This window comes from Musicola paradisiaca NCPPB 2511, assembly GCF_000400505.1.
GTDB classification, from domain to species: domain Bacteria; phylum Pseudomonadota; class Gammaproteobacteria; order Enterobacterales; family Enterobacteriaceae; genus Musicola; species Musicola paradisiaca.
Window position 1 is genome coordinate 1,549,450 of the sequence record NZ_CM001857.1, and the last position, 23,850, is coordinate 1,573,299.

General features: G+C 55.6%; 21 protein-coding genes. 15 read left to right on the forward strand and 6 right to left on the reverse strand.

Going from position 1 to position 23,850, the window contains the following annotated elements; translation table 11 throughout:
• Window positions 1-136 precede the first annotated feature (136 nt).
• Window positions 137-1,522, forward strand: a complete 1,386-nt coding sequence (locus DPA2511_RS07020; RefSeq protein WP_012764985.1) for a carbohydrate porin — start codon at window positions 137-139, stop codon at window positions 1,520-1,522.
• Between the two features lie 45 nt (window positions 1,523-1,567).
• Here DPA2511_RS07020 and nrfD read toward each other — a convergent pair whose 3' ends face one another.
• On the reverse strand, window positions 1,568-2,521 hold the full coding sequence (gene nrfD / locus DPA2511_RS07025) for an NrfD/PsrC family molybdoenzyme membrane anchor subunit (RefSeq protein WP_012764986.1): 954 nt from the start codon (window positions 2,519-2,521) through the stop codon (window positions 1,568-1,570).
• Between the two features lie 26 nt (window positions 2,522-2,547).
• A complete protein-coding gene (locus DPA2511_RS07030; protein WP_012764987.1) occupies window positions 2,548-3,249 on the reverse strand; it encodes a 4Fe-4S dicluster domain-containing protein in 702 nt (233 codons plus the stop codon).
• Window positions 3,250-3,838: 589 nt separating this feature from the next.
• On the opposite strand from DPA2511_RS07030, the gene DPA2511_RS07040 reads away from it, so the two are divergent.
• Window positions 3,839-4,747, forward strand: a complete 909-nt coding sequence (locus DPA2511_RS07040) for a LysR family transcriptional regulator (RefSeq protein ID WP_012764988.1) — start codon at window positions 3,839-3,841, stop codon at window positions 4,745-4,747.
• Window positions 4,748-4,803: 56 nt separating this feature from the next.
• Here the strand turns inward: DPA2511_RS07040 and DPA2511_RS21245 are convergent, their stop codons facing one another.
• On the reverse strand, window positions 4,804-5,799 hold the full coding sequence (locus DPA2511_RS21245; protein ID WP_012764989.1) for an enoyl-CoA hydratase/isomerase family protein: 996 nt from the start codon (window positions 5,797-5,799) through the stop codon (window positions 4,804-4,806).
• A gap of 864 nt (window positions 5,800-6,663) precedes the next feature.
• On the opposite strand from DPA2511_RS21245, the gene DPA2511_RS07055 reads away from it, so the two are divergent.
• The 7 genes from DPA2511_RS07055 (at window position 6,664) to DPA2511_RS07085 (ending at window position 14,037) form a co-directional block, all read left to right on the forward strand.
• A complete protein-coding gene (locus tag DPA2511_RS07055; RefSeq protein WP_012764991.1) occupies window positions 6,664-7,512 on the forward strand; it encodes a BKACE family enzyme in 849 nt (282 codons plus the stop codon).
• Between the two features lie 77 nt (window positions 7,513-7,589).
• Complete coding sequence (locus tag DPA2511_RS07060) at window positions 7,590-8,759, forward strand: thiolase family protein (RefSeq protein WP_012764992.1); 1,170 nt, start codon at window positions 7,590-7,592, stop codon at window positions 8,757-8,759.
• A gap of 2 nt (window positions 8,760-8,761) precedes the next feature.
• A complete protein-coding gene (locus tag DPA2511_RS07065) occupies window positions 8,762-9,427 on the forward strand; it encodes a CoA transferase subunit A (protein ID WP_012764993.1) in 666 nt (221 codons plus the stop codon).
• Window positions 9,424-10,068, forward strand: coding sequence for a succinyl-CoA--3-ketoacid-CoA transferase (locus DPA2511_RS07070; protein WP_012764994.1), 645 nt, complete (start codon window positions 9,424-9,426; stop codon window positions 10,066-10,068). Before DPA2511_RS07065 ends, DPA2511_RS07070 begins: the two co-directional genes overlap by 4 nt.
• A 179-nt stretch (window positions 10,069-10,247) precedes the next feature.
• Window positions 10,248-11,567, forward strand: a complete 1,320-nt coding sequence (locus tag DPA2511_RS07075; RefSeq protein WP_012764995.1) for an MFS transporter — start codon at window positions 10,248-10,250, stop codon at window positions 11,565-11,567.
• 62 nt (window positions 11,568-11,629) lie between these two features.
• On the forward strand, window positions 11,630-12,604 hold the full coding sequence (locus DPA2511_RS07080) for a SphA family protein (protein WP_012764996.1): 975 nt from the start codon (window positions 11,630-11,632) through the stop codon (window positions 12,602-12,604).
• 254 nt (window positions 12,605-12,858) lie between these two features.
• The gene (locus tag DPA2511_RS07085) at window positions 12,859-14,037 is read left to right on the forward strand and encodes an acetyl-CoA C-acetyltransferase (RefSeq protein ID WP_012764997.1); all 1,179 of its coding nucleotides are present in this window, start codon (window positions 12,859-12,861) and stop codon (window positions 14,035-14,037) included.
• A 60-nt stretch (window positions 14,038-14,097) separates the two neighbouring features.
• Here DPA2511_RS07085 and DPA2511_RS07090 read toward each other — a convergent pair whose 3' ends face one another.
• Window positions 14,098-15,120, reverse strand: coding sequence for a sugar kinase (locus tag DPA2511_RS07090; protein ID WP_012764998.1), 1,023 nt, complete (start codon window positions 15,118-15,120; stop codon window positions 14,098-14,100).
• 453 nt (window positions 15,121-15,573) lie between these two features.
• Here DPA2511_RS07090 and DPA2511_RS07095 point away from each other — a divergent pair, with 453 nt between their 5' ends.
• From DPA2511_RS07095 to DPA2511_RS07105, 3 genes are all read left to right on the forward strand, one after another.
• A complete protein-coding gene (locus DPA2511_RS07095; RefSeq protein ID WP_012764999.1) occupies window positions 15,574-15,930 on the forward strand; it encodes an Aca2/YdiL-like domain-containing protein in 357 nt (118 codons plus the stop codon).
• A 12-nt stretch (window positions 15,931-15,942) separates the two neighbouring features.
• Window positions 15,943-16,509, forward strand: coding sequence for a shikimate kinase AroL (gene aroL / locus DPA2511_RS07100; RefSeq protein ID WP_012765000.1), 567 nt, complete (start codon window positions 15,943-15,945; stop codon window positions 16,507-16,509).
• 846 nt (window positions 16,510-17,355) lie between these two features.
• On the forward strand, window positions 17,356-18,597 hold the full coding sequence (locus tag DPA2511_RS07105; RefSeq protein WP_012765001.1) for an MFS transporter: 1,242 nt from the start codon (window positions 17,356-17,358) through the stop codon (window positions 18,595-18,597).
• 202 nt (window positions 18,598-18,799) lie between these two features.
• On the opposite strand, the gene DPA2511_RS07115 is transcribed toward DPA2511_RS07105, so the two are convergent.
• The gene (locus DPA2511_RS07115; protein WP_012765002.1) at window positions 18,800-19,702 is read right to left on the reverse strand and encodes a LysR family transcriptional regulator; all 903 of its coding nucleotides are present in this window, start codon (window positions 19,700-19,702) and stop codon (window positions 18,800-18,802) included.
• Between the two features lie 764 nt (window positions 19,703-20,466).
• On the opposite strand from DPA2511_RS07115, the gene DPA2511_RS07120 reads away from it, so the two are divergent.
• Together DPA2511_RS07120 and ydiB are read left to right on the forward strand one after the other, a co-directional pair.
• Complete coding sequence (locus DPA2511_RS07120) at window positions 20,467-21,735, forward strand: MFS transporter (protein ID WP_012765003.1); 1,269 nt, start codon at window positions 20,467-20,469, stop codon at window positions 21,733-21,735.
• Window positions 21,736-21,803: 68 nt separating this feature from the next.
• The gene (gene ydiB / locus DPA2511_RS07125; RefSeq protein ID WP_012765004.1) at window positions 21,804-22,673 is read left to right on the forward strand and encodes a quinate/shikimate dehydrogenase; all 870 of its coding nucleotides are present in this window, start codon (window positions 21,804-21,806) and stop codon (window positions 22,671-22,673) included.
• Between the two features lie 4 nt (window positions 22,674-22,677).
• On the opposite strand, the gene DPA2511_RS24070 is transcribed toward ydiB, so the two are convergent.
• Complete coding sequence (locus DPA2511_RS24070; RefSeq protein WP_023638219.1) at window positions 22,678-22,812, reverse strand: hypothetical protein; 135 nt, start codon at window positions 22,810-22,812, stop codon at window positions 22,678-22,680.
• A gap of 39 nt (window positions 22,813-22,851) precedes the next feature.
• Between DPA2511_RS24070 and aroD the strand changes: the two genes are divergently transcribed.
• The gene (aroD, locus tag DPA2511_RS07135) at window positions 22,852-23,610 is read left to right on the forward strand and encodes a type I 3-dehydroquinate dehydratase (RefSeq protein ID WP_012765005.1); all 759 of its coding nucleotides are present in this window, start codon (window positions 22,852-22,854) and stop codon (window positions 23,608-23,610) included.
• Window positions 23,611-23,850 lie beyond the last annotated feature (240 nt).

The window sequence follows — 23,850 nt, forward strand, 5'->3', positions numbered from 1 at the left end:
GCGTGATGCATTTGCCGAGCGCCTCCCCCGTTGGCGCACACCCGGTCTGTTCGTCGCGGCGTCGGGCGGGCGCATTCATTCAGGGCTTTTGACGCAAGCGGTTCCGGCCTGGTTCGGAACGAAAAGGATAATGACGATGAAAAAGACATTATTAGAATATTTTGCCTCTCTGGTTTCACCCGCTGCTTATTATTCCTCCGCCTTGTTGTTATGGCCCGCCTGCAGCATTGCCGCCGGCGACGCACCCCTGAGCGAAACCGGGGAATGGCTGGAACAGCACGGCGTCGGCGTGCATTTGCAGGCGAGCCAATTTTATTTCACCAACCCCAGCGCCGGTTTGCAGACGCATGAGTCGGAAGCCTTGACCATGCTGTTTGCCGGCGCGGATGTCGATTTGGAACGGATGAACCTGATCCCCGGCGGCAAGGTGCACTTTTTGCAGCTGTGGGTGCCGTTCAGCCACAACTGGGATTACGGCACCCAGGTCGGGGATACGCTGGTGGGGAATCCGCCGCCCTATATTCCCCAGACTGCGCACCTGATGCGTTTTACCTATGAACAGACCTGGGGTGTTGATGATCGCTACTCGCTGGAGTTCGGCAAAAGCAACCCGGGTATGTATTTCGGCACGCCGCAGTGCGACTCCCCAATGGCCTGTGTGAATACGCTGTTGGTCAATTCGGTCGGGTATTCCGCCATGCCGTACTCCGGCTGGGGGGCGCGTATGGCCTGGCGTGCGACGCCGCAACTCACGGCCGGCGTCGGCGGATGGCGTACCTATCGGGGCTATCCGTTTACCAACGGCTGGGAAGAAGGATTCCGGGGCGACGGCAAAGGGGAAAACGCGCTGCTGGCGGCCAACCTGGTCAGCCGTCAGGACTGGCGCGACGCACGCTATCCGCTGAACTGGGAACTGATGGCGACGCATAGCTTCCGCAGCTACAACGAGCCTTATTACACCGTGAACGGTACGTCGCAGGTGACGGACGGCAGCGCGGCGGCCCGCCGTGATTCCGGCGTCAGCGCGTTGTACGTCGGCGCTAAAAAAGCGCTCTGGCGCCAGGACGGCGGGCGTGATGCCGATAACCGGCACCCGACGGCGATCAGCGGCTATGCGGATATGACCTATCTGCTTAACGAGCAGGTGGATAACGGGCTGGGGTCGCTGTTGCATACCGGTCTGATCCTGTCTTCGCCCTGGGCGTCTCGCCCGCTCGACAGTTACAGCCTGAACGTCAGTTGGCTGCGTTTAACCAGCGACGAACAGCGCTTTCTGACCGATGCATTCCACAGCGCCGGAGGGCGCGGCTGGTCGCCGGATCGCAATCAATATCAGGCGAGCCTGACCGCCAATCTGTTCCTGACCCCGGATGTTGAGCTACAGCTCATCGGTTCGCGCACCTGGAAGATGAACAACTGGGGCAATCCCTACACCAGTTTGATCCCGCAAAATGGCTGGTCGTTTGTGATCCAGGCCAACCTGTATCTGGATACCCTGCTGGGGCTGACCCCCAGACGTTAAGGACGTTGCCCGCCGCATCAGCATATCGATGCGGCGGGACGTGCCTCAGGCCGTCACCATCTGCCCGGCATACAGAATAAAAAAGCGGAACGACAGCACACTCAGCAGCGCCAGCACCGCCATCACGACGGTAGCGTATCGCCCGGTATGGCGCCGTAACGACAGCAACAGCGGCAGTACGATGCCGATGCCCGCCACGCCAATCCAGAACACGCCGCCCCAGAACCCCTGCAACGCCGTGACGGCCGCGTCGGTTTTGGCGCCGCCGCCGGTATACAGGCCAAAGAAAAACGCAGTCAGCAGCAGCGCTTCCAGCAGCAGGCATCCGCGCTCAATCCGGTGCAGCAACGGCGAAACCGCCCTCGCCGTCTCTGGCGACGATGCACTGCAAGCATGACACAGCGACAGCACGGCCAGACCGGAGATGACCCCGGAATTCAGGAATAACACCGGAAGCAGCCCATTGTTCAGCAAGGGAAAACCTTTCAGCGTCGACAGCAGGAAGCCAGTATAGACGCCGAGCAGTACGGCCAGCAGCGCCAGCACGCCGTTAAGTTGCCGGGCATGGCGATCGAGCTGGTTTCCCAGCCGTCCGAGCCCGCTTAACGCGGCGCCGACTCCCCCTCGATACCGCTGCGCCTGCTGCATCAGCCAGTGGCGGCCGAGTTGCAGCCACCAGAACGCCAGCGCCAGGAAGAAGATCTGGAACAGCATGACGCCCAGCGACATGACCGAACCGGGGTTGTAATACCGCATCACATACCAGAAGGACAGCGGCCGGGTGAGGTGGAACACCAGCAGCGTCAGGCCGATGGCGACCATTAACGGTGCGCCGACGGCGGCGCGGTACTGAAACCGGAGGCGTTGTTCCGCCGGAAGATGGCGTTGCAGACCAAGCGCGATGATCACCATGCCCGAGGCAATACCGAGGACAAACAGGTAGATGGCGATAGGCCAGTCCCACACCAGCGTATCGAAGTGAAAAGCGTTGTTAATCATAATGTTCCCCATTATCGAAAGCGTGGTTAGGTACGGTTGATCTGGATTTCGCCCTGCTTGCCGGCAACCCGGTACAGGTTCGGCCCGGTGCCGAGATAGCGCTTGGTGCGGTAGACCAGCTTGCTGCGGATGGCCTGGGAAATGTCGCTGTTGGGGTCGTTAATATCGCCGAAGGTTAGCGCTTTCATCGGGCAAATCTGTACGCAGGCGGGCAGATATCCCTTCGCCAGTTGGGTATCGCGGCAGAAATTGCACTTGTCGGCGGTGCGGCTTTCCGGATGGATGAAGCGTACATGGTAAGGGCAGGCCGCCAGACAGTAGCGGCAACCGACGCAGCGGTCGTGGTGGACATCGACGATGCCGGTCGCCGGGTCTTTATAGGAAGCGCCGGTGGGGCAAGCGCTGACGCAGGGTGGATTATCGCAGTGCTGGCAGGAACGGCGGAAAAACTGGCGCACCGGCGGCGTGCCGGCCGGCGCAGCCTCAACCTTGGTGGGATTGGGCAGCACCTGTAACCGGCTTACGCCATCCGGAACCTGGTTGGTTTTCTTACAGGCGGCGACGCATGCCTGACAACCGATACAGCGGCTTTCGTCGTGCAGCATGGCATAACGAACGCCGGTGGCGACGTTTTCTCTGGCCAAAATCAGTTGCAGCGGGGCGCCCCCCACCAACAGCACGGTACAGGAACCCAGGTTCCTAAGTAGTTCTCGTCTTGTATAACGCATGACATTGCCTTTTTGAGTATGAAAGTCTTGTTCACTGGCCGTTTGGCTGTGCTCGCGCAGCGCGCGTCCGTCGCCGTCCGTCAGACGCGCGGACGCGAGACGTTATTCGGCTGGCCGCATCAATGACGCCCGCCGGGAAATAGCCTGAAAACAGCGGTAAATGAAAACGCAGAGAAAAAGCAATTCACGCGCCAGTATCGGAAGGGGAAATAAAATAACGACGTAATTTTCTATTTGTCTGATTTCTATCGAGTATGTTTTTTTATTTTTTCAGGGAAACACGCGAGCGCCAATAATTCGATACGTTTCAACATCACCCTGATACAGAGATGTATTCTGGTGGCGCGTCATCGTTTTTATTGGCGGATACATCACACCCGTGTGTGGATGGTGATGGCGACGGTCGAATATAGGTTAATGAAGAGGGTTGTAAATGTTGAAAATTATTTTATTTATATGATTTTAAATGATTTGTTTTTTTGAAATGCGCCGCAGGCCACCGGTTATGATTCCTGTCACGGTTTGTCATGACGAATGGCTTAGAATGTATTCTCACTAATTATATCGCTCATATGAATTAAGGGTTCCCATGAAAATCCAGCTATTGCGTGAATTTATTATGTTGTCCGAATCCTTGAATTTTACCCGGGCGGCGCAAAAGATGAATATCACGCAACCGGTGCTCAGCCGACATATGAAAGAGATGGAGGAAATATTCGGCACCGAGTTATTTCGGCGCGATACGCATAAAGTCGCGCTCACCAGCGCCGGGGAATTATTATTTTCTGAAGTCCGTAAAGTGATCCAGCAATATGACAGCTCGGTATCGGTGATGCGTACCTTTACCGGACAGAGCCGCCACAGTTTATCGATCACGTTTCTGGGGGAAGCCATCCGCCAACTGCTGGTCGAACTGGTGGATAATTTCCAGCGGCAACATCAGGAAGTGATGGTGGATTGCCGCGATAGCGAGCTGGACGAAGCGCTGGTATTGCTGGAAGAAGGCCAGTGCGATTTGGGGTTCCTGATTCGCCCCAATTTTATGGCGCAGCGTGAAAATTTCTGTTCGTTACCGTTTCAGACTGACCCGCTGTGCGTGGCGGTAAACCGACACCACCCGTTGGCCGGCCGCGGCCGGGTATCGCTGCGGGAGGTGGTTGACTGGCCGGTGATCCGCGTCGACCCGCGGGAGTTCGCCCAGTCGGAGCATTACAGTACCCATTTCCTCCGCCGTCATGGGTTTGAATTCAGCCTGTATAAGGAGTATTCGAACCTGAAATCCTGCTGTTTCAATCTGGAGCTGAACCGTTCCGTGGTGCTGCTGATGCCGAAGCACCGCGGCTATTTGCTGGGTAAAAACAGCGTGCTGCTGGAGCTGGAAGAAGCGGATTGCGGGTTCGTGCTGGAATTGGTGTGGGTAAAACAGAACCTGAACCCTTCGGCAAGCCTGTTCATTCGGGAGTTCCGGGCGTTTCTCGGCAACGACATGGCGGGGTGACGCCAGCGCCGGGCTGTGCCGCGCAGCATGGCGGGCACAGCCGGTCTGAGGCGCGATTACTTGATTTCTTCTTCTTCCTGACCACCGCCGATTCTCGGACGGATGACCTTGCCGCGTTTCTCGGCGGCGCGCACCAACTCAGCTTCTTCGTGCGCCCAGTTCCAGTAGTTGATTTCGTGCGGAGAATGTTCCGTCGCAGTGACGAACATTTCAGTGGCGAAGGCGTTACGCAGTTCGTTGGCGATATCTTCCTTCCAGGGTTTACGCAACTGCTGGGTGGTCATGCGGCGGGTGACGCGCGTCCCGGTCTTCATGATCAGCTCGGCGATTTCATGGGCGCGTGTATAGCAGGATTCGATATCCGGGCAGATTTCGTTGACCATACCGAGCGCCAGCGCTTTACGGGCGGTGATGATCTCGCCGGTCAGTTCGGCGTAGGCGTAACGTTTGCGGCCCATCAATTCCCGCCAGGCGATCTGGATGCCGTCGCCGGGCACCATGTTGACGCGGTAGTGCATTTCAGTGGTCCAGGCGTCTTCGGTACACAGGGTAATATCGCTGAACAGCACCAGATCGGTATGGAATGCGGCGCCGTTCCAGACCCCGATGGTCGGTACTTCGACGTCGAACACCTGGCCTTCGATATCGTTGGTGCCATCATAGTATTGATATTCATACATTTTCCAGGCTTCTTCCGGCGCGGAAGCAAATTCGGTGGCCGGTTGCCAGTTGCCTTTTTCATCAAGACGGCCGATGCCTTTCATAAAGTCCGGCCCGGTTCCCCCCAGGATGATGACCTCGTTGTCCGGATCCCTGCCGGCCCAGTCGAAGAAGTAGTGCAGACCCTGATGCGCCGGCGCCCCCCATTGCAGACTGTCGCCGTTGGTATGCAGGCGCGCTTCGAGGATGCCGTTTTCACGCTTCATGGTGAAACAGTGTTTGAGTCGTTCCGAATATTCTTCAAAAGGCATGTGGGGAATCGTCCCCAGTTCCTTGTGGGACATTTCTTTTCTTTTTCCGTGATCGGATTCGAAATTGGCTTTAATCACCATGATAGGCTCCTGTTAATGGAAATAGCGTGAAGGCCGAATATATCCTTCTTTTTTTAGCACAGAATGCGTCACTGTAACGGTGTATTCTGCTTCAATGCCTGTATTCATTTTGAAGCGCAATGATGATGCGCTTTTATGGTTGAATATAAGGCGTGATAACCAAGGCCCGACGATGTCGGATCTTTATGGAAATAACCGTTTAAAATATTGGTCAATGCCTTACTTTAATGGCGTTTATTCCCGATGCGAAAAACCTATCATCACCGATAAAACATCAGAAATTCTTTTTATACTTTCGGTTATGTTTTTTGTGTATAACCCGGATTTGACGAGAAGAAATAAAAAATGCCGGTTAATTACTTAACGAATTTGGTTTTTTATAGTGTATATAATTTTATTAATATTATGATTTTATTGATTTTTATTTTCACAATTACCGGCGGTTATCACCAGGATGACGCCGGTTATGTGGAAAAAACATAACGGCGGGAATAAAAAGAATTTCTATGCCATATCGGGGGACGGTAGTTTCGGGGTGGCAGGGGTTATTAAGTCAATATACAGGTGGAACCGTTTTTCTCATGGGCTGAGAATGTTATTTGTCCCATGTTGTGGGTTCTGTGTCAGAAATACATTCACCGGATAAATACCGCCTGCTAAATATCGTGATTATCGACTGAAATATCGATGCGTGCTATCAAAAAATATACCGAACTAGCCGGGTGATATCGCCGACGGAATAAATACGAGTTCAGCATTGAACGTGTGGCGGTGATTGCCCTTATGGACGGCGTGATAGCGCGACGCAGTAAAAGACGCAGTAAAAGATGAAGTAAAACAGGTTTGAAAAAGGGGAGCAGTATTATGAATACCGGAGATGACGTCATTATTTCCGCCGCCCTGACCGGGGCGGTAACGCCGAAAGATATCAACGAGCATATCCCGCTGAGCCCGGAGGAAATCGCCGAGGACGCCTACCGTTGCTGGCGGGCGGGCGCGGCGGTGGTTCATCTGCATATGCGTGATGAACAGGGGCTGGGCACGATGGATCGCGAACGCTTCGCCGAAACCATCCGTCTGCTGCGCCGCCATAAAGACTGCGATGTCATCATCAACTGTACGACGTCCGGCGACAGCCGGGCCAGCGATAGCCAACGGCAGGCCCATGTCGCCATGCTGGACGGCATCGAAATGGCGTCGTGGGACGCCGGTTCCTTCAACTGGATGCCCGGCGGCGTGTTCGTCAATTCGCCGCAGTTTCTCGGCCAGTTGGGCGGGATCCTGACTGAGCGGGGCATCAAGCCGGAAGTGGAAATCTTCGACAGCGGCATGCTGGGCGTCGCCAACTATTTTGTCGAAACCGGTAAGCTGCGCGCGCCGCTTCACTATCAGTTCTGCCTCGGCGTCCCCGGCGGTATGCCCGCGTCGGTGGAGAACCTGCACTATCTGGCGACCCATATCCCGCCCGGTTCCACCTGGTCGGCTTTTGGCATCGGCAAACACCACCTTCCCATTCTGTTCACCGCGCTGGCGCTGGGCGGGCATGTGCGCGTAGGGCTGGAGGATAACGTCTATTTCAGCAAAGGCGAGAAAGCCACCAACGCGCAGTTGGTGACGCGCGCAGCACAGGCCGTGCGGCTGTTCGGCAAGCAGGTGGCGACGCCGGACATCGCCAGAAAAATACTGGGTATTCCGCCGCTGGCGGCCGACTGAGGCACGGATCGTCGGCGTGCGTCGGCGGCTGTCCGGCGCGCAGAACGGTGTTTCACACATTCCGAAAAGAAGGACTTATGAAAGAAGCAGTGATTGTAGCGGCGGCACGCACGCCGATTGGCCGCTGCCGGGGAATGCTGGCCCCGGTGCCGGCACACCAGTTGGGGGCTCTGGCGGTCCGCGAAGCGGTACTTCGCGCCGGGATCGCGCCCGAACAGATCGACGATGTCATCTTCGCCAATCTCATGAATCACGAAATCAACAACATGGGGCGCATGGTGGCGCTGGAGGCCGGGCTGCCGGTGACGGTGCCGGGCATCACGCTGGATCGCCAGTGCGCCGCCTCGCTCAATGCGCTGGCGTATGGCGCCATCCAGATCATGGCGGGGTTCGCCGACGTGATTGTCGCCGGCGGGGTGGAAAGCGACTCCCGGCGAACCTGGATGCTGGAGAAAACCGATACCGCCTACGCCGTTCAGCCGCCGCGCTTCGTGGATATCCACACCACGCCGGATCGGTTTGGTAATCCGCCGATGGGGATCACCGCGGAAAACGTGGCGGCGAAATACGGGTTTAGCCGTCGGCAACTGGATGAGTTTGCGCAGCGCAGCCATCAACGGGCCGCCGGCGCGTTGCAGGCAGGAAGGTTCGAGGAACAGATCGTGCCGGTGATGCTGACCGACAAGAAAGGGCGGGAAAGCTGGGTACAGCAGGATGAAGCCATCCGCCCCGAGTGTTCGCTGGAAGGGCTGGCGGCGTTGCGGCCGAGTTTCCTGCCCGACGGCGTGGTGACGGCGGGCAACAGTTCGCCGATGAGCGACGGCGCCGGCGCGGTGGTGATGATGGAACGCGAGCTGGCGGAACGGAGCGGGCGCGAGATCCTGGCGGTATTCCGCGGTTATGCCGCCGCTGGCGTAGAACCCGGTTTGATGGGGCTGGGGCCGATCCCCGCGACGGCCAAACTGCTCAAACAGGCCGGGCTGAACGTCGGCGATATCGACCTGTGGGAATTGAACGAGGCGTTTGCCGCCCAGTCGCTGGCCTGTATCCGTGAAATCGGCATGGATCCGGATCGGGTCAACCCGAATGGGGGCGCCATCGCCATGGGACACCCGCTGGCGGGAACCGGCGCCATTCTGGCCACCAAGACCGTCTATGACATGCGCCGACGTAACCTGCATAACGCCGTGATCACATTCTGCGTCGGCGGCGGGCAGGGCGTGGCCGTACTGCTGACGAGGGAATAAACATGACGGAAAAATTCGCGTTACCCGATGAAATCATCGCGCTGTTCAAGGATGGGCAGACGCTGATGTGCGGCGGTTTCGCCAATCATGGCGTGCCTAACCGGCTGATCGACTGCGTGATTGCGAGCGGAGCCCGGCATTTCACGCTGATTTCCAACGACAGCGGCGACGCCGATCTGACCATCGGCCGCCTGATTCACCTCGGGCTGGTGGATAAGCTGATCGCCTCCCATATCGGGCGCAACACCGAAACGGTCGCGCTGGTGGCGGCGGGTAAGCTGGCGCTGGAGCTGGTGCCGCAGGGCAGCCTGGCGGAGCGTATGCGCAGCGGCGGTTCCGGCCTGGGCGGGGTGCTGACCAAAACCGGGCTCGGCACCGTGGCGGAACAGGGCAAGCAGCGGATTGACATCGATGGCGAAACCTGGCTGCTGGAGACGGCGCTGCGGGCGGATATCGGGCTGGTGCGCGCCCGCAGCGCCGACCCGTTAGGCAACCTGACCTACCGTGGCACGATGCGTAATTTCAATCCGCTGGTGGCCAAGGCCTGCGCCATGACGCTGGTGGATGCGGACATGCTGGTGGATCTTGACGAACTCGGTGTCGATGACATCGCGACGCCCGGCGTGTACGTGGACAAGATTTTGACGATGGAGGGACAACGGCCATGAACCCACGTAACCGTATTGCCCGCCGCGCGGCGGAATACTTCTCGGCGGGGGATGTCGTCAATCTGGGCATCGGCATCCCCAGCCTGTGCAGCGACTATGCCGAACCCGGCGTGATGTTCCATACCGAAAACGGATTGGTCGGCATGGGGCCGCTGGCGTCCGGCATACAGGCGGTGGAAGGGTTTTCCAACGCGACGGCCATGCGCTTTGTGCCGGTGCCGGGGGCCAGCGCGTTCGACAGCGCCGAATCCTTCGCGCTGGTGCGTTCCGGCAAGCTGGCGGCGTCGGTGCTGGGCGGGTTGCAGGTATCGGCAACCGGCGATCTGGCCAACTGGGCGCAGCCCGGCCGGGTGTTCGGCATGGGCGGCGCGATGGATCTGGTTAACGGCGCGCGCAAGGTCATCATCACCATGGAACTCTGTACCCGCGACGGCCAGCCGAAAATCGTCAATACCTGCAGCTATCCGTTGACCGGGCAGCGTTGTGTCGACCACATCGTGACGGAACAGTGCGTCATCGATGTCACGCGCGACGGCCTGATGTTGGTGGAACTGCTGGAGGGGCTGACGCCTGACGACATTCAGCGCCAGGTGGAGCCGCGTTTGCTGATTTCCAGCCGGTTGAAAACCCTACAACCCTGATACGAACCCGACGGCGTGCGCGGGTTCGGCCCGCCCGCCGCCGGGAGATAGGCGAGCAATCACTCACATGTATGCCGCGGCGGCCGTTGCGCCGCGCGCATGACGGGAACCGGGCGGCGGCCTCGCCGACCCGCTGATATCACCGCACGACGGCGCCAGCGCCGTGGGAGCATCTCCTTATGACCGGGCAAAATAACAATGTGGCGTTAACCAAAAATACCGACGGCGCCGCCTATGACGCTGCCGCCTCCACCCGCGTCGACCACGGGTTCGGCGCCCGCGGTTGGATCCTTATCGTCTTTCAGGCCGTGATGTTCTGGCTGGCTGCGGGCGCGGTGACACACGGACTGAATGTGGTGCTGCCTGCGTTGTCGAGCACCTACCACCTGGAATACAGCGCGCTGCTGGCGCTGGCGACGCCGGCGTCCTGGGCGTCGATCCCGGCAGGCCCGATCTGCGCCTGGTTGTGCGAAAAGAAAGGCGCCAGATTTAACATCGTGTTCTGCCTGCTGGCCTGCGGGGTGTGTTTTGGCCTGCTGGGATATTGCGGCTCGCTGGTCGGCTTTACGTTGTTGTTCGCCGGGGTCTGCTTTTTCGGCACCGGGTTCGCCTATGTCGGCGGCACGGCGGTGATGACCAGCTGGTTTGTACGCAAAGCCGGGCTGGCGTTGGGCTGGTGCACGGTGGGGCAGACCATGTCCAGCGCGTTCTTCGTTCCGACGCTGGCGGGGTTGTTTGCGCTGCTGGGCATCCGGCACGGTTTTTGGGGTATCGCCATCGCCATGTTCGTGATGGCGCTGCTGGTCTTGCTGTTCGTGGCCAACAAGCCGGAGGACGTCGGCCTGGCGCCGGATAACGAACCGCTGTCCGGCGCCGAGCTGGCGGCGCGGGCGCAGCAGCACGACAGCTATGTGTGTCCGCTTAGCGTCAGGCAACTGCTGGGGATGCGAGACGTCTGGTTCATGGGGATTGCGACCGGCGCCATCTACATCATGCTGGTCGGGGTGGTCAGCCAGATTGTGCCGCGGCTGATGGAGATGGGCTATGAACTGAATACCGCCATTTTGTATATGACCGCCTCGGCGCTGTTCGGTACGTTTGGCGCCTATGGTTGGGGCTGGCTCAACCATCGCCTCGGCGTGAAACGGGCGCTGCTGGTGTATACCCTCTGGTGGATGGCGGCGGTGCTGATCAACCTGTTCGCCCATCAGCCGCTGATGCTGTGGCTGTCCCTGCTGATGATCGGGTTCAGCCTGCCGGGCGCCACCAACCTGAGCACTGCGCTTATCGCCACCAAATTTCCTCGCCGCCTCTATGTGCGGGCCATCGGCATCGTTCACCCCATTCAGTCCATCGTGCGCTGTTTCGCCTTCTCCATTCTGGCGTTCGGCCTGGCGTATCTGGGTGGGTATACCGGCGCTTATCTGCTGCTGGTGGGTGTCGGTGCGGTGGCGCTGTTGTTGATCTGGCTTATCGATGTGACGCCGGTCAGCGAGTGAAGCAGACCGCAACCGGGGACGTCATGGTTGCGGATGATAAATATTTCAGAGGAGAAACGCCTATGCAGTTGAATAACCTGGTTGCCGGACGCAGTGGGTTTATAGCGCTGACGCTCGGCATGCTGGCGGGCACCGCCGGCGCCGCCGAAGGTATCAGCCCGTTGCAGCCCGGCGCAACTACCGGCGCCGCCGTCGGCGCCTTGCCGCCTCCCGGCGTGTATCTGATGGCGGATATTGCCGATGAGCGCGGCTGGGTGAAGAACGGTCGCGGCGATACCGCCGTGACGCCCGGCGGACAGCGCATCAAGGCGGCGAATGTCAGCGCCGTGATGGCGCTCAGTTGGGTAACGGATTGGCAGGTGTTGGGGGCGCGTTATGCTATGGCTGTGGCCCAGCCGTACAAATGGGCACGGACGAAAACCTATAGCGCCGACGGCGACGCCAGCATCCGGAGTAACGGCCTGGTGAATACCGCAATTACGCCTGTCATTCTGTCGTGGTCGCTGGGCGGGGGGTATTTTCTGGGTACCGGGCTGACGCTGTATGCCGATAACGGCATGTTTCGTTATACCTACGATGCATCCGCCGGCCGTAATGTTAAATCCGCTACTACCATCGGTAATGATTATTGGACGATAGAGCCAAATATCGCACTAACGTATTTATCCAACGGTTGGAGTGTCACCTTTAATAATATTTTGGATGTCAATACGGAAAATAAAACCACCCATTACCAATCAGGTATGACTTATTATCTGGATATGACCGTGGCGAAGAAAATAAATAATTTTACCGTCGGCGTGGTGGGTAATTATACCCATCAGATTACCGACGATGAAATTAATGGCCGAACGGTGGAGGCGGTGGAAGGGCTTTATGGGCGAGGCAATCGCGCCGAGCATGTGCTGGCCGGGCCGCTGCTGGCCTATGACTTCGGCTCGTTCGCGCTCAGCGCCAGAGTGCTGCGCTCGCTGCGCGCTAAAAATGACGCCGATGTGTCCTTTATTCATGTCGGGTTCAGCATGCCGATTAAATAATAAGAAGCTCGAATTGTTGGGGGTATAACGAAATAGATAAATGCATCCGGCATATTTTAAATTCCCGGCGGTTGACTGTGAGGGTTATGGCCGCCGGTGGTGATTTCATTCCTGCAACTTAAATAATGAATGGATGGTTTTTTATTTTAATCGCCGTCTTTGTCGGACGGAAACAGCAAACCAGAAATAGGCATTCCGACGTAGTTAATTCCGCCGGAACAGGCGTGTTTTATTGTTAATTCGAGAGGCGATGTATGACATCAATCGTTATTGTCAGCGCGGTACGCACGGCTGTCGGTAAATTCGGCGGCAGTTTGAGCGCATTGGCCGCACCGAAACTTGGGGCGCTGGTTATGGAAGAATCGTTGGCGCGGGCCGGCGTTGACGCCGACGTGGTGGACGAGGTGGTGTTCGGTAATGTGTTGCAGGCGGGGCTCGGTCAGAATCCGGCCCGTCAGGCGATGCTGCTGGCCGGTTTGCCGGATACCACGCCGGCGAGCAGCCTCAATATCGTGTGCGGGTCTGGGCTGAAGAGCGTGATCGCGGCGGCGCAGGCAATCGCGGCTGGGGACGCTGAAACCGTACTGGCCGGGGGGATGGAAAATATGTCGGCGGCGCCGTATCTGCTCGATAAGGCGCGCTGGGGGCTGCGGATGGGCGATCAGCGTATTACCGACAGTATGGTGAATGACGGCCTGTTTTGCGCCATCAACCGTTATCACATGGGGATGACCGCGGAAAATGTCGCCCGGCGCTGCGGCGTCAGCCGACAGGATCAGGACGAGATCGCGCTGTTGTCGCAACGCCGCGCCGCCGAAGCGCAGGCGCAGGGCGCGTTTCAACGCGAGATTCTGCCGGTGATGTTGCGGAGTAAGAACGGCGATCGGCAGTTTGACGCCGACGAACACCTGCGCCCGGATGCGACGCTGGAAGGGCTGGCGAAGCTGAAACCGGCGTTTGATGCGGTGGGGTCGGTAACGGCGGGCAATGCGTCCGGCATTAATGACGGCGCGGCGGCCCTGCTGGTGATGAGCGAAACGCGGGCGCGCAGCCTGGGCGTTCAGCCGCTGGCGCGGATTCGGGGCTACTCCACCTGCGGCGTCGATCCCGCCATGATGGGGATCGGGCCGGTTCCGGCAACCCGGCGCGCACTGCACGCCGCCGGGCTGACGGTGGCGGATCTCGATCTGATTGAAGCCAACGAGGCGTTTGCCGCGCAGTACATCGCCGTCGCCCGGGAACTGCGGCTGGATATGGAGAAAACCAATGTGAACGGCGGGGCGATTGCGCTGGGCCATCCCATCGGCGCATCGGGTGCGCGCATTCTGGTGACGCTGCTGCATGCGCTGGCGGCGCGGGACAAAACGCTTGGCCTGGCGACGCTGTGCGTCGGCGGCGGCCAGGGGGTGGCGCTGGTGGTCGAACGGATGTGATCGGCGTCGCGGTGGGAGATGCCCGGCCGATGTGGTATCGGCCGGACGTGGGCGTGCGGGTTAGCGGCTCAGACTGGCGCCGCCGCCTTTCTTCATCACCGCACGGATATCCGACTCCTGTACCAGGTTCAGGTCGCCGCTGATGGTCAGCTTCAGCACGCTGGCGGCAATGGCGAAGTTGATGGCTTCCTGATGGTCGAACTGGTGCAGCAGGCTGTGCATCAGGCCGGCGCCGAAGGCGTCGCCCGCCGCCACACCTTCCATAACGTGCACGTTGTAGCGGTTGGTTTCATGGAACTGACCGTCGCTGAGCAACAGGCCCATCCACTGGCTGTCTTCCACGGAGCGGATGTTGCGCAGTACGCTGGCCACCATTTTACAGCCCGGATAGCGGCGGGTGACTTCCAGCATCCCTTCCTTGAAAGCGTCGATCTGGTCGATGCCGCGGGACATGTCGCCGTCGAACGCCTTGATGCCCAGCGTGGCTTCAAAGTCTTCGTCGTTGGCGATGCAGAGCGTGACGTAGTTCATCAGTGTGGACATCACCGCCTGCGCCCGTTCCGGCGACCACATCTTGCCGCGGTAGTTCATGTCGCACACCACCGGGATGTCGTGCTGCTGGCAATATTGGCAGGCTGCGGTCACAGCCTGCTCCAGTTCGGCGGAGATGGCGGGCGTGATGCCGGAAAAGTAGAAATAGTCGACGTCGCTGAAAATCGTCGGCCAGTCGAACTCTGTTTGCCGGGCCTCGGCGAAGGCGCTGCCGGCACGGTCATAGACGACGTTGGTGGAGCGGACGCTGGCGCCTTTCTCGAAGAAGTAAATCCCCAGACGGTTGCCGCCGCGCAGCACGTTTGCCGTGTCGACGCCGTATTTGCGCAGGGTAGACAGCGCGGTTTCCCCCAGCAGATTGGCCGGTAGTTTGGTCAGGTAGGCGGCATCGTTGCCAAGCAGCGAGAGCGAGACCGCAACATTGGCCTCGGCGCCGCCGTAGGCGGCTTCAAACACATCGGACTGGATAATGCGATTGTTGCCGAGCGGCTTGAGCCGCAACATCATTTCCCCAAAAGTCAGCACTTTCATTTTGTTGGTCCATTCAGAATATACCCGCCATCTTACCGGCGCAGCGTACAGGGTTGCATCCTGCGCCTTGAGCGTTCGGGTATCGGCGGTGAGTGCATGATTAAATAACAAACCTGGGGGTATTTCATTAATAATTTTTTATATATGCCTATTTCATGTTGTCGGTACGCTGATTTTTTTCATACCCCGTTGTTGAATTAAGCCGACGTCTGCGCATTCGCGATTTTTTACAAGATGAAATGCCAGAGGGATATTGACGTTGTTTTTAACGAAGGAATAATATTACTGGAACATGTCGGTTACATTGATAAACCACAGGTTATTGACGTCGCTACGGAGATATTTATTCATCGCGCTTTTTTATTGGGGGTAATGTGATAATGATCATACCTCATAAAGAATGGAGATGATATTTATCAACCTTTCATCCTGATAATTTCGGAGTAATACACCATGAATCATCTGGAGCTACAGGCAATGCGCCAGCTTTTTCTATTGAGTGTAGATGAAGCTGCGCACTATATTGCCGGTGATGGGAATAGTGAACAATGGTTAATGTGGGAGCGCGGCGAAAAGGAAATACCTGTATCCATTATTGAACAATTCGAATCAATGAATAAAGAAAGAAAGAAGAGGATCAGCGCGATTATTGAAAAAATAAATAGCCGAATCGGCAATAACACCATGCGATCCTTTACCGATTTTGATGCTTTTCTTGCCGTTTATACCGACGGTGATTTCCTGGAGTGGAAAGTGTATCAGTCCGTTGCCAACGAGCTTTACTCACGCGATCTCGAACGGTTGTGTTAAGGAAAAGGGTCGATGATAAATACGATCATACTGGTGGGGCCGCGGGCGTCGGGAAAAACGACCGTGGGAAAGATGCTGGCAAATCATTTGCAATTGAAATTTGTCGATACTGATGAAATGGTTCAGGCGAAAACCCGCCTGACGATTGCTCAGATTGTCGATCAGCAGGGATGGGAAGCCTTCCGTATGATCGAGAGTCAGATCCTAAAAGAGGTGGCCGTCGCCGGCTATGTCGTCGCGACCGGCGGTGGGATGGTGGTATCGGAAGCTAATCGCAACCATATGAAAAATAATGGTATTGTTTTCTATTTGTCAACATCGGTAGAGACGGTGATCCGGCGGTTGAAGTCCAACCCGGCCGTGAACCAACGGCCATCGTTGACCGGGTTATCCATTACCGATGAGATTGCCAATATCATCAAGATCCGCGATCCCTTCTATCATGAGACGGCGCATTTTGTGATTAACGCCAATGAGGAAAAAGAGCACGTCACCGAGGAGATTCACGCCATATACCGGATGTTGTTGCGTGAATCCGCCAGCAATATGTCACGTATTTCACCGTTTGGTGAACGCTGAGCTTACAAAGAGGGCGGGGACGCTTTCCCCGTCATCTGCCAGGTTGCCGCTGTGCAGGCGTTATTATGCGGCCTGGCTCCCCTCTTTTTGGGCCGCAGCCCGCTGCGTTCAAACCGGGCCCGACGAATTTACCGTTCCCCCGAATGACGACGGCAACCCGTGAGTCTGAATGATGAGGAAAATATTGAGGTGAATGGAAATAAATAAATAGATTTTAAGTGTGAAAGAAGAGTGGATTCCGTTCTTCCAATGGGAACATACAATCTTGCATTTTATTTTTTTAACACGCTGTCGAGATGAAATTTATTCCACAGAATAAAGGTATAAATTGTGCTGTTGTCATGTATATCCGATGCCTTATCCTCGTTGTTTTCATTTTTATCTATCGCACTTTTAGTGTTTTAATTTTGAAGGGTTGTTAAATAACCCTGCGGATGTTGCACTGATGTTTTTATTTGTGTGAATGAAAGTGATGGTTTGTTTTTTTATGTGCAGTGGCTCATAAAAACCCTATAAAAATAATCTATGAATTGTAATTAAAAAAATAATTATTTATTTTGTAATTGAATTGATAGCATGAAAAAAGCAATGAATTAATCATTTAGCGCCTATCCCAGCAGGTGTTATTGGCGCAGCCAGTGTGAACACGGACAGCGCGCAGACAATATGCAACGCAGAGCGAACGGGCAACGCCATTTGCCTGGCCCAATGGCGAGCGCAGCGAGTAAACCGGCGTGTACATGGCGTCCGTCAGAAGGTCGCGTATTGCCAGGGCTAGCACGGCAAGTCGAATAGCCCGCATGGGATGGGTTCTTAAATACGCTTTCTCTGAACCGAAGGTTCCGTATGAATAATCGCTATATACCAACGGCATTTGGTTTGTACCTCAATTATCTGGTACACGGCATGGGCGTCATCCTGATGAGCCTGAATATGCAATTTTTGGAACGTCAGTGGCAAACCGATGCCGCTGGCGTGTCCGTGGTCATTTCTTCGCTGGGGATCGGGCGGCTCAGCCTGTTGTTGATAGTCGGGGTGCTGTCTGACCGCTATGGCCGCAAACCTTTCGTTTACCTGGGGATCGTCGCTTATCTGATGTTCTTTTTGGGGATCATCAGTACCACCAGTATCGTCGCGGCATACTGCTTTGGTTTGCTGGCCGGGATGGCGAACAGCTTGCTCGATGCAGGGACGTATCCGTCGTTGATGGAAGCGTTTCCCAAGAGCCCGGGGACAGCCAATGTGTTGATTAAGGCATTCATTTCCTGCGGGCAGTTTTTGTTGCCTCTGGTGATTAGCGTACTGGTGTGGGCCAATCTGTGGTTCGGCTGGTCGTTCGTGCTGGCCGCCGGGATTATGGTGCTGAACGCCGTGTGCCTGTTCAAATATCCGTTCCCTCCCCATACGCGGCCGCCGGTTCAGATTCAGGCTAACGCGGATAGCGAAGTGCAACCGGCTGCGGATAGCGCGATGACGAAAGGCAGTAATACCTGCGCCATGCTGGATCTCGCCAGTTTTACCTTTTTCGGCTATATCGCCATGGCGACTTTCTATCTGGTGAGCCAATGGCTGGCCCAGTACGGGCAGTTTGTGGCGGGGATGCCGTATGAGACCTCAATTAAGCTGCTGAGCATCTACACTATCGGTTCGCTGTTGGGGGTGTTCATTACGGCGGGGCTGGCGAAGAATGCGGCCAATTCAAGTATGGTGTTGATGCTGTGTACCTTTATTTCACTGATCGCGCTGCTGGTCGTGTGCCTGTATCCCAGTGTGCCGGTGGTGATTGGCTTCTCGTTCGTGATTGGGTTTTCCGCCGCCGGCGGGGTGTTGCAACTGGGGCTGACTATCATGGCAATGCGCTTTGCGAATGCCAAGGGCAAAGCGACCGCGATTTACTACAGCGCCGGCAGCGTGGCGACGTTCACCATACCCTTGGCGACCGCCCGGCTGTCGCAAATCAGTATCTCCAGCATCATGTGGTTTGATGTCGGCCTGGCGGCGGCCGGCTTTCTGACGGCGCTGTTTATCGGCTATCGCGATATGGAGGCTCGCCGCTGTTCTGTCAGTATGAAACAGATCGGCGCCTGATGTTCGGGGGCGCGCCGACAAGGTGGTGTTGACTGCGTCGGGCGTTCCCATCACGCGGCGTGTCGCTGCGGCTGGTCATCGCCATTCCGGAACAGCATTACCGGCCGCATGACGCTGAAACCGCTACTTTTCCGATAATCTCCTCCGCGATCGCCCCCAACCTGATGTCAGCGTTGGGGGACGCTGTGTGATTTCAGCCGGTTTATTTCAATTCCATCGACTGGCAAGCATTAAGGACAAACTGTTTAAACGACACGGCTGCCGGCGATAGCGTGCGGTCTTTGTGCGTCGCCAGATAGACGTAGCGCGTCTGGCCGGGGTTGCGCAGGCGCATAACCTGTACGTTGGAGTGCGAAAGGGTACTGATGCGCGGCATGATTGCGATGCCGTAGTTGATGCTCACCAACCCCACCATCGCGGTATCTTCCTCCACATAACAGGCGATTTCGGGGATCAGTTTTTTCTGCATGAAGATTTTGTCGATGAACTGCCGCAGCCCGCTTTTCTGGGAGAAAAAGATGAACGGGTAGGCAATGGCCTCCTCCAGATCGATTTCGCTGTCGTGGCGTTGCGCCAGCGGGTGGTCGCGGGATGTCACCAGCACCAATTCCTGGCTGATCAAGGGGATGAATTCGATATCCGGCTCGTCCGGAATATGGGAACAAAGCGCCATATCGAATTTATCTTCCTTGAGATCCTGCACAATCGACAACGTCGTGCCCTGAAAAAACGAGAAGCGTTTATTTTTATTTTCGGGAATGTGAATAAAACGATCGATTAATTGCGGCACCACGGTTTCCCCCATGGTGTAAATAAATGCCAGATTAATGACTTCATCGTGCGGCGCACACATTTTCTTCAACGCTGTGCGGCCATTTTCCAATTCAAGCAACGCGCCTTCGACATAGGGTAAAAAGATTTTCCCACTCTGGGTAATACGGACGTTGCGCCCGTGTCGTTCAAACAAGCTGACGCCCAGCTCTTTTTCCAGCTCGGAAATGGCATGGCTCAGCGACGGTTGCGTAATGTACAGGCTGGATGCCGCTTCGGTATAGTGCTGTTTCTCCGCCAGTCGTTTGAAATAATGCAGTTGTTTTAAATTCATTCGGGCTCTCGTGAAGTCAGTGCGGTGCGAAGCTATGTCGCCTAATAATATCAACATACGGCAATGCGTTGTGGTGTGCCGCAGATTACATCACATTACGTGTCAGTTGGTTGTTTCAATAGTGACAGTAACCCGGCGGAGAGAACGCTACGCAGTACCTCAATGCAATATTATTATGGCGCCGTGCAACATAGCATGTCTTTTGGCGCCGCGAATGCAGGAAAATAAGGTAAATGGATTGTTAATTGAAAACAGCGCTGTTGCATCTCTCAAACGGTATCTGAACGCGGTGGGAGAGGCGGTACTTCCCCCTATTTTTTATTTCCATCTATTAATGCAGATTCGCTCACAATAACGGTATGTGATGTTTTTTTACTGCGGGTGTTGGCATAAAAAATGATGATTTATGGATGCGGTAGAAAAATAAATTTGATGTGTGTCGCATTATTCTTATTCAGCGCACGTTGTGCCAGCGATAGCGTCTTTCAGTATGACGATGTGGTGATTTTGTAAAATAGAACACAAATCATCAACACCAAGTATTAACGTCTAACGTTATGGGCTGCAATAAAGTTTGCAACAAAAACTTTATTGGATGTATTTATCATTGCCAGGGTCATGTACATTAAATACAGATAATAATTTAGCAATATTTTACGAAGCGAAACACTCAGGAAAATAAAAGAAAAAAAGAGAAGTAAGACGGCAGAATAATTTGTGCATGAAAACTGTGCAATGAAAAATCACTATAAACGGAGAGAAGTATGAGCCAGAATAAGGCCTTCAATTCGCCATTTTTATTAGCTGTCATTGGCATATATCTAAGTTATTTCCTTCATGGTATCAGCGTCATCACCCTGGCGCAGAATATGACGAGTCTGGCGGCAAAATTCGGTACTGACAATGCCGGAATTGCCTATCTCATTTCAGGGATTGGCCTGGGGCGGCTAGTCAGTATTTTGTTCTTCGGCGTGATTTCCGATAAGTTCGGCCGCCGCGTGTCGATTCTCATCGGCGTGGCGCTGTACGTCTTGTTCTTCTTCGGCATTCCTTCCAGCCCGAACCTGATCGTGGCCTTTATTCTCGCGGTCTGCGTCGGCGTCGCCAACGCCGCGTTGGACACCGGGGCGTATCCGGCCTTGATGGAAGCCTATCCTAAAACGTCCGGCTCGGCGGTTATCCTGCTTAAGGCGATGATCTCTTTCGGACAGATGTTCTATCCGATATTGGTCGGGTACTTGATCTCCAGCAATATCTGGTACGGCTACGGCATCATTCTGCCGGGGATTGCGTTCCTGCTGGTGTCGCTGTTGGTCGTCCGGAGCAAATTCCCGAGCCAGTTGGTGGATGCCAACGCCATCAAAGATTTGCCGCAGATGAATCAGAAACCGCTGGCCTGGCTGGAAGGGGTGGCGTCCATCGTGTTCGGCGTGGCTATCTTCTCCACCTTTTACGTGATCGTGGTCTGGATGCCGAAATATGCCGCCGCCTATGCGGGGATGGCGGAAACCGATGCATTGAAAACCATCTCTTATTACAGCATGGGGTCGTTGGTCTGCGTATTCGTCTTCGCTCTGTTGCTGAAAAGCATGGTGCGCCCCGTCTGGGCCAATGTGTTCAACTCTGCATTGGCGGTAGTGGCCAGCACGGTGATTTATCTGTATCCGTCGGCGACGGTGTGTAATGTCGGCGCATTTGTTATTGGTTTCTCTGCGGCTGGCGGGTTGTTGCAACTGGGCGTCTCCGTGATGTCCGAGTTTTTCCCGAAAAGCAAAGCCAAAGTGACCAGCCTGTATATGTTGATGGGCGGCCTGGCGAATTTCGTGATTCCGATTATTACCGGCTATTTGTCCAAGATTGAATTGAAATACATCATTCTGCTGGATATCGGTTTTGCTGCCGTCTCGCTGCTCACCGCATTTATCGTTTTCGTTCGCTACTACACAGTATTCAATATTCCTGCGAATGACGTTCGTCTGGGTGAAGGCATGTTTTCAGTGAAGAATGCCAATAACCGCCCGTCGCATTCATAAGCAGAACCCCGCGTCATTAATAATGGCGCGGGTAGCAAGAATCATATTTATAGCGTAAGGAGTTTATAATGGATGTCACTGCAAAATATGAACTGATCGGCTTGATGGCTTACCCCATCAGACACAGTCTTTCGCCTGAAATGCAGAATAAAGCGCTCGATAAAGAAGGTCTGCCTTATACCTATATGGCGTTTGAAGTGGATAACGAATCCTTCCCGATGGCTATCGAAGGTCTTAAGGCGCTGAAGATGCGTGGTACGGGTGTTTCTATGCCCAATAAGCAACTGGCCTGCGAATATGTCGACGAGTTGACCCCGGCGGCCAGACTGGTGGGCGCCATTAATACCATTGTGAACGACAACGGTTATCTCAAGGGGTATAACACCGACGGTACCGGCCATATCCGCGCCATCAAGGAAAGCGGCTTTGATATTAAAGGCAAAACCATGGTGCTGGTGGGCGCCGGCGGCGCTTCCACCGCAATCGGCGCTCAGGCGGCGATCGAAGGCATCAAGGCCATTAAGTTGTTCAACCGCAAGGATGAGTTCTACGAAAAAGCGCTCGATTTCGCCAAACGGGTGAATGAAAACACCGACTGTACTGTGACCGTTCACGACCTGGGCGACCAACAAGCGTTTGCCGATGCCATCGCCACCGCCGACATCCTGACCAACGGAACCAAACTGGGGATGAAGCCGCTGGAAAATGAAAGCCCGGTCACAGACAAAACCATGCTGCGCCCGGAATTGCTGGTGACGGAATGCGTGTATAACCCGCATATCACGAAATTGCTGCAGATGGCGCAGGACGTTGGCTGTAAGACTGTCGATGGTTACGGTATGTTGCTGTGGCAGGGAGCTGAACAGTTCAAACTCTGGACCGGTAAAGACTTCCCGCTGGAATATATTAAAGAGGCCATGGGGTTCACGGGGAAATAACCCGTTATCGCCGGTTGGCCGTGGGCGCCTGAACGACATGCTGTGCGTTCAGCCCGCCCCGGCGTATTGACGCGGCGACCTTGGCCCGGTCAGGACGGCGTATGCCGCGGCGTTGCGCCAGACTGGCTGACGTAAACATTGTGACTCCCTGAGCGGGGCATCAACCGAAGAGAACAGCATGAAAACCGTAACTGTGAAGAATCTGGTGATTGGGGAAGGCGCCCCCAAAATTATCGTGTCATTGATGGGGAAAGAGGTGTCTTCCGTGGAATCGGAAGCGCATTACTACCGGGATTTCGACTTCGACATCCTGGAATGGCGCATCGATCATTTTAATAATCTGGATAACATCGACAGTGTGCTGGATGCGGCCCACAAGCTGCGTACCATCATCAACGACAAGCCGATTCTCTTTACGTTCCGCACCGCGAAAGAAGGCGGCGAGAAAGAGATCGCCCCGCAGGCGTATATCGCGCTGAATCAGCGGCTGATCGACAGCGGTCTGGTGGACATGATCGATCTGGAGCTGTTTACCGGCGACCAACTGGTGAGTGAAACCATCGCCCATGCCCATGCCAAAGGGGTCAAAGTGGTGATGTCCAACCATGATTTCCACAAGACGCCGCCGAAGGACGAGATCATCAAGCGTCTGTGCAGGATGCAGGAACTGGGCGCGGATATTCCCAAAATTGCCCTGATGCCGCAGAACAAGAGCGATGTGCTGACGCTGTTGTCGGCCACGCAGGAGATGTCCGAGCTGCATGCGGATCGCCCAATCATTACCATGTCGATGTCCAAAACCGGGGTGATTTCACGGTTGGCGGGTGAAGTGTTCGGGTCTGCGGCCACATTCGGCGCACTGAAAAAAGCATCCGCACCGGGCCAGATCGCTATTAAGGATTTGCGAGCGGTGCTGACGATTTTGCATGAAGCCTAAATCGGTGTGAATGAAGGTGAATATTCGGGCGCCGCAAGGCGCCTGAATAAAAGAAATATCGAACAGTTAAACCGGAGCGTACCGGGAGTACGTGAGGATTTCGAGCACGGCCCAGGGCCAATATGGCAAGTGAAATAGTCCTAATGGGATAGGCTCTAAGAATTAATGAATATTTTAATGCAATAAGCACGAACACCTGCTCATTATCAATAAACGGGAAAGAGACGAATTATTATTGAT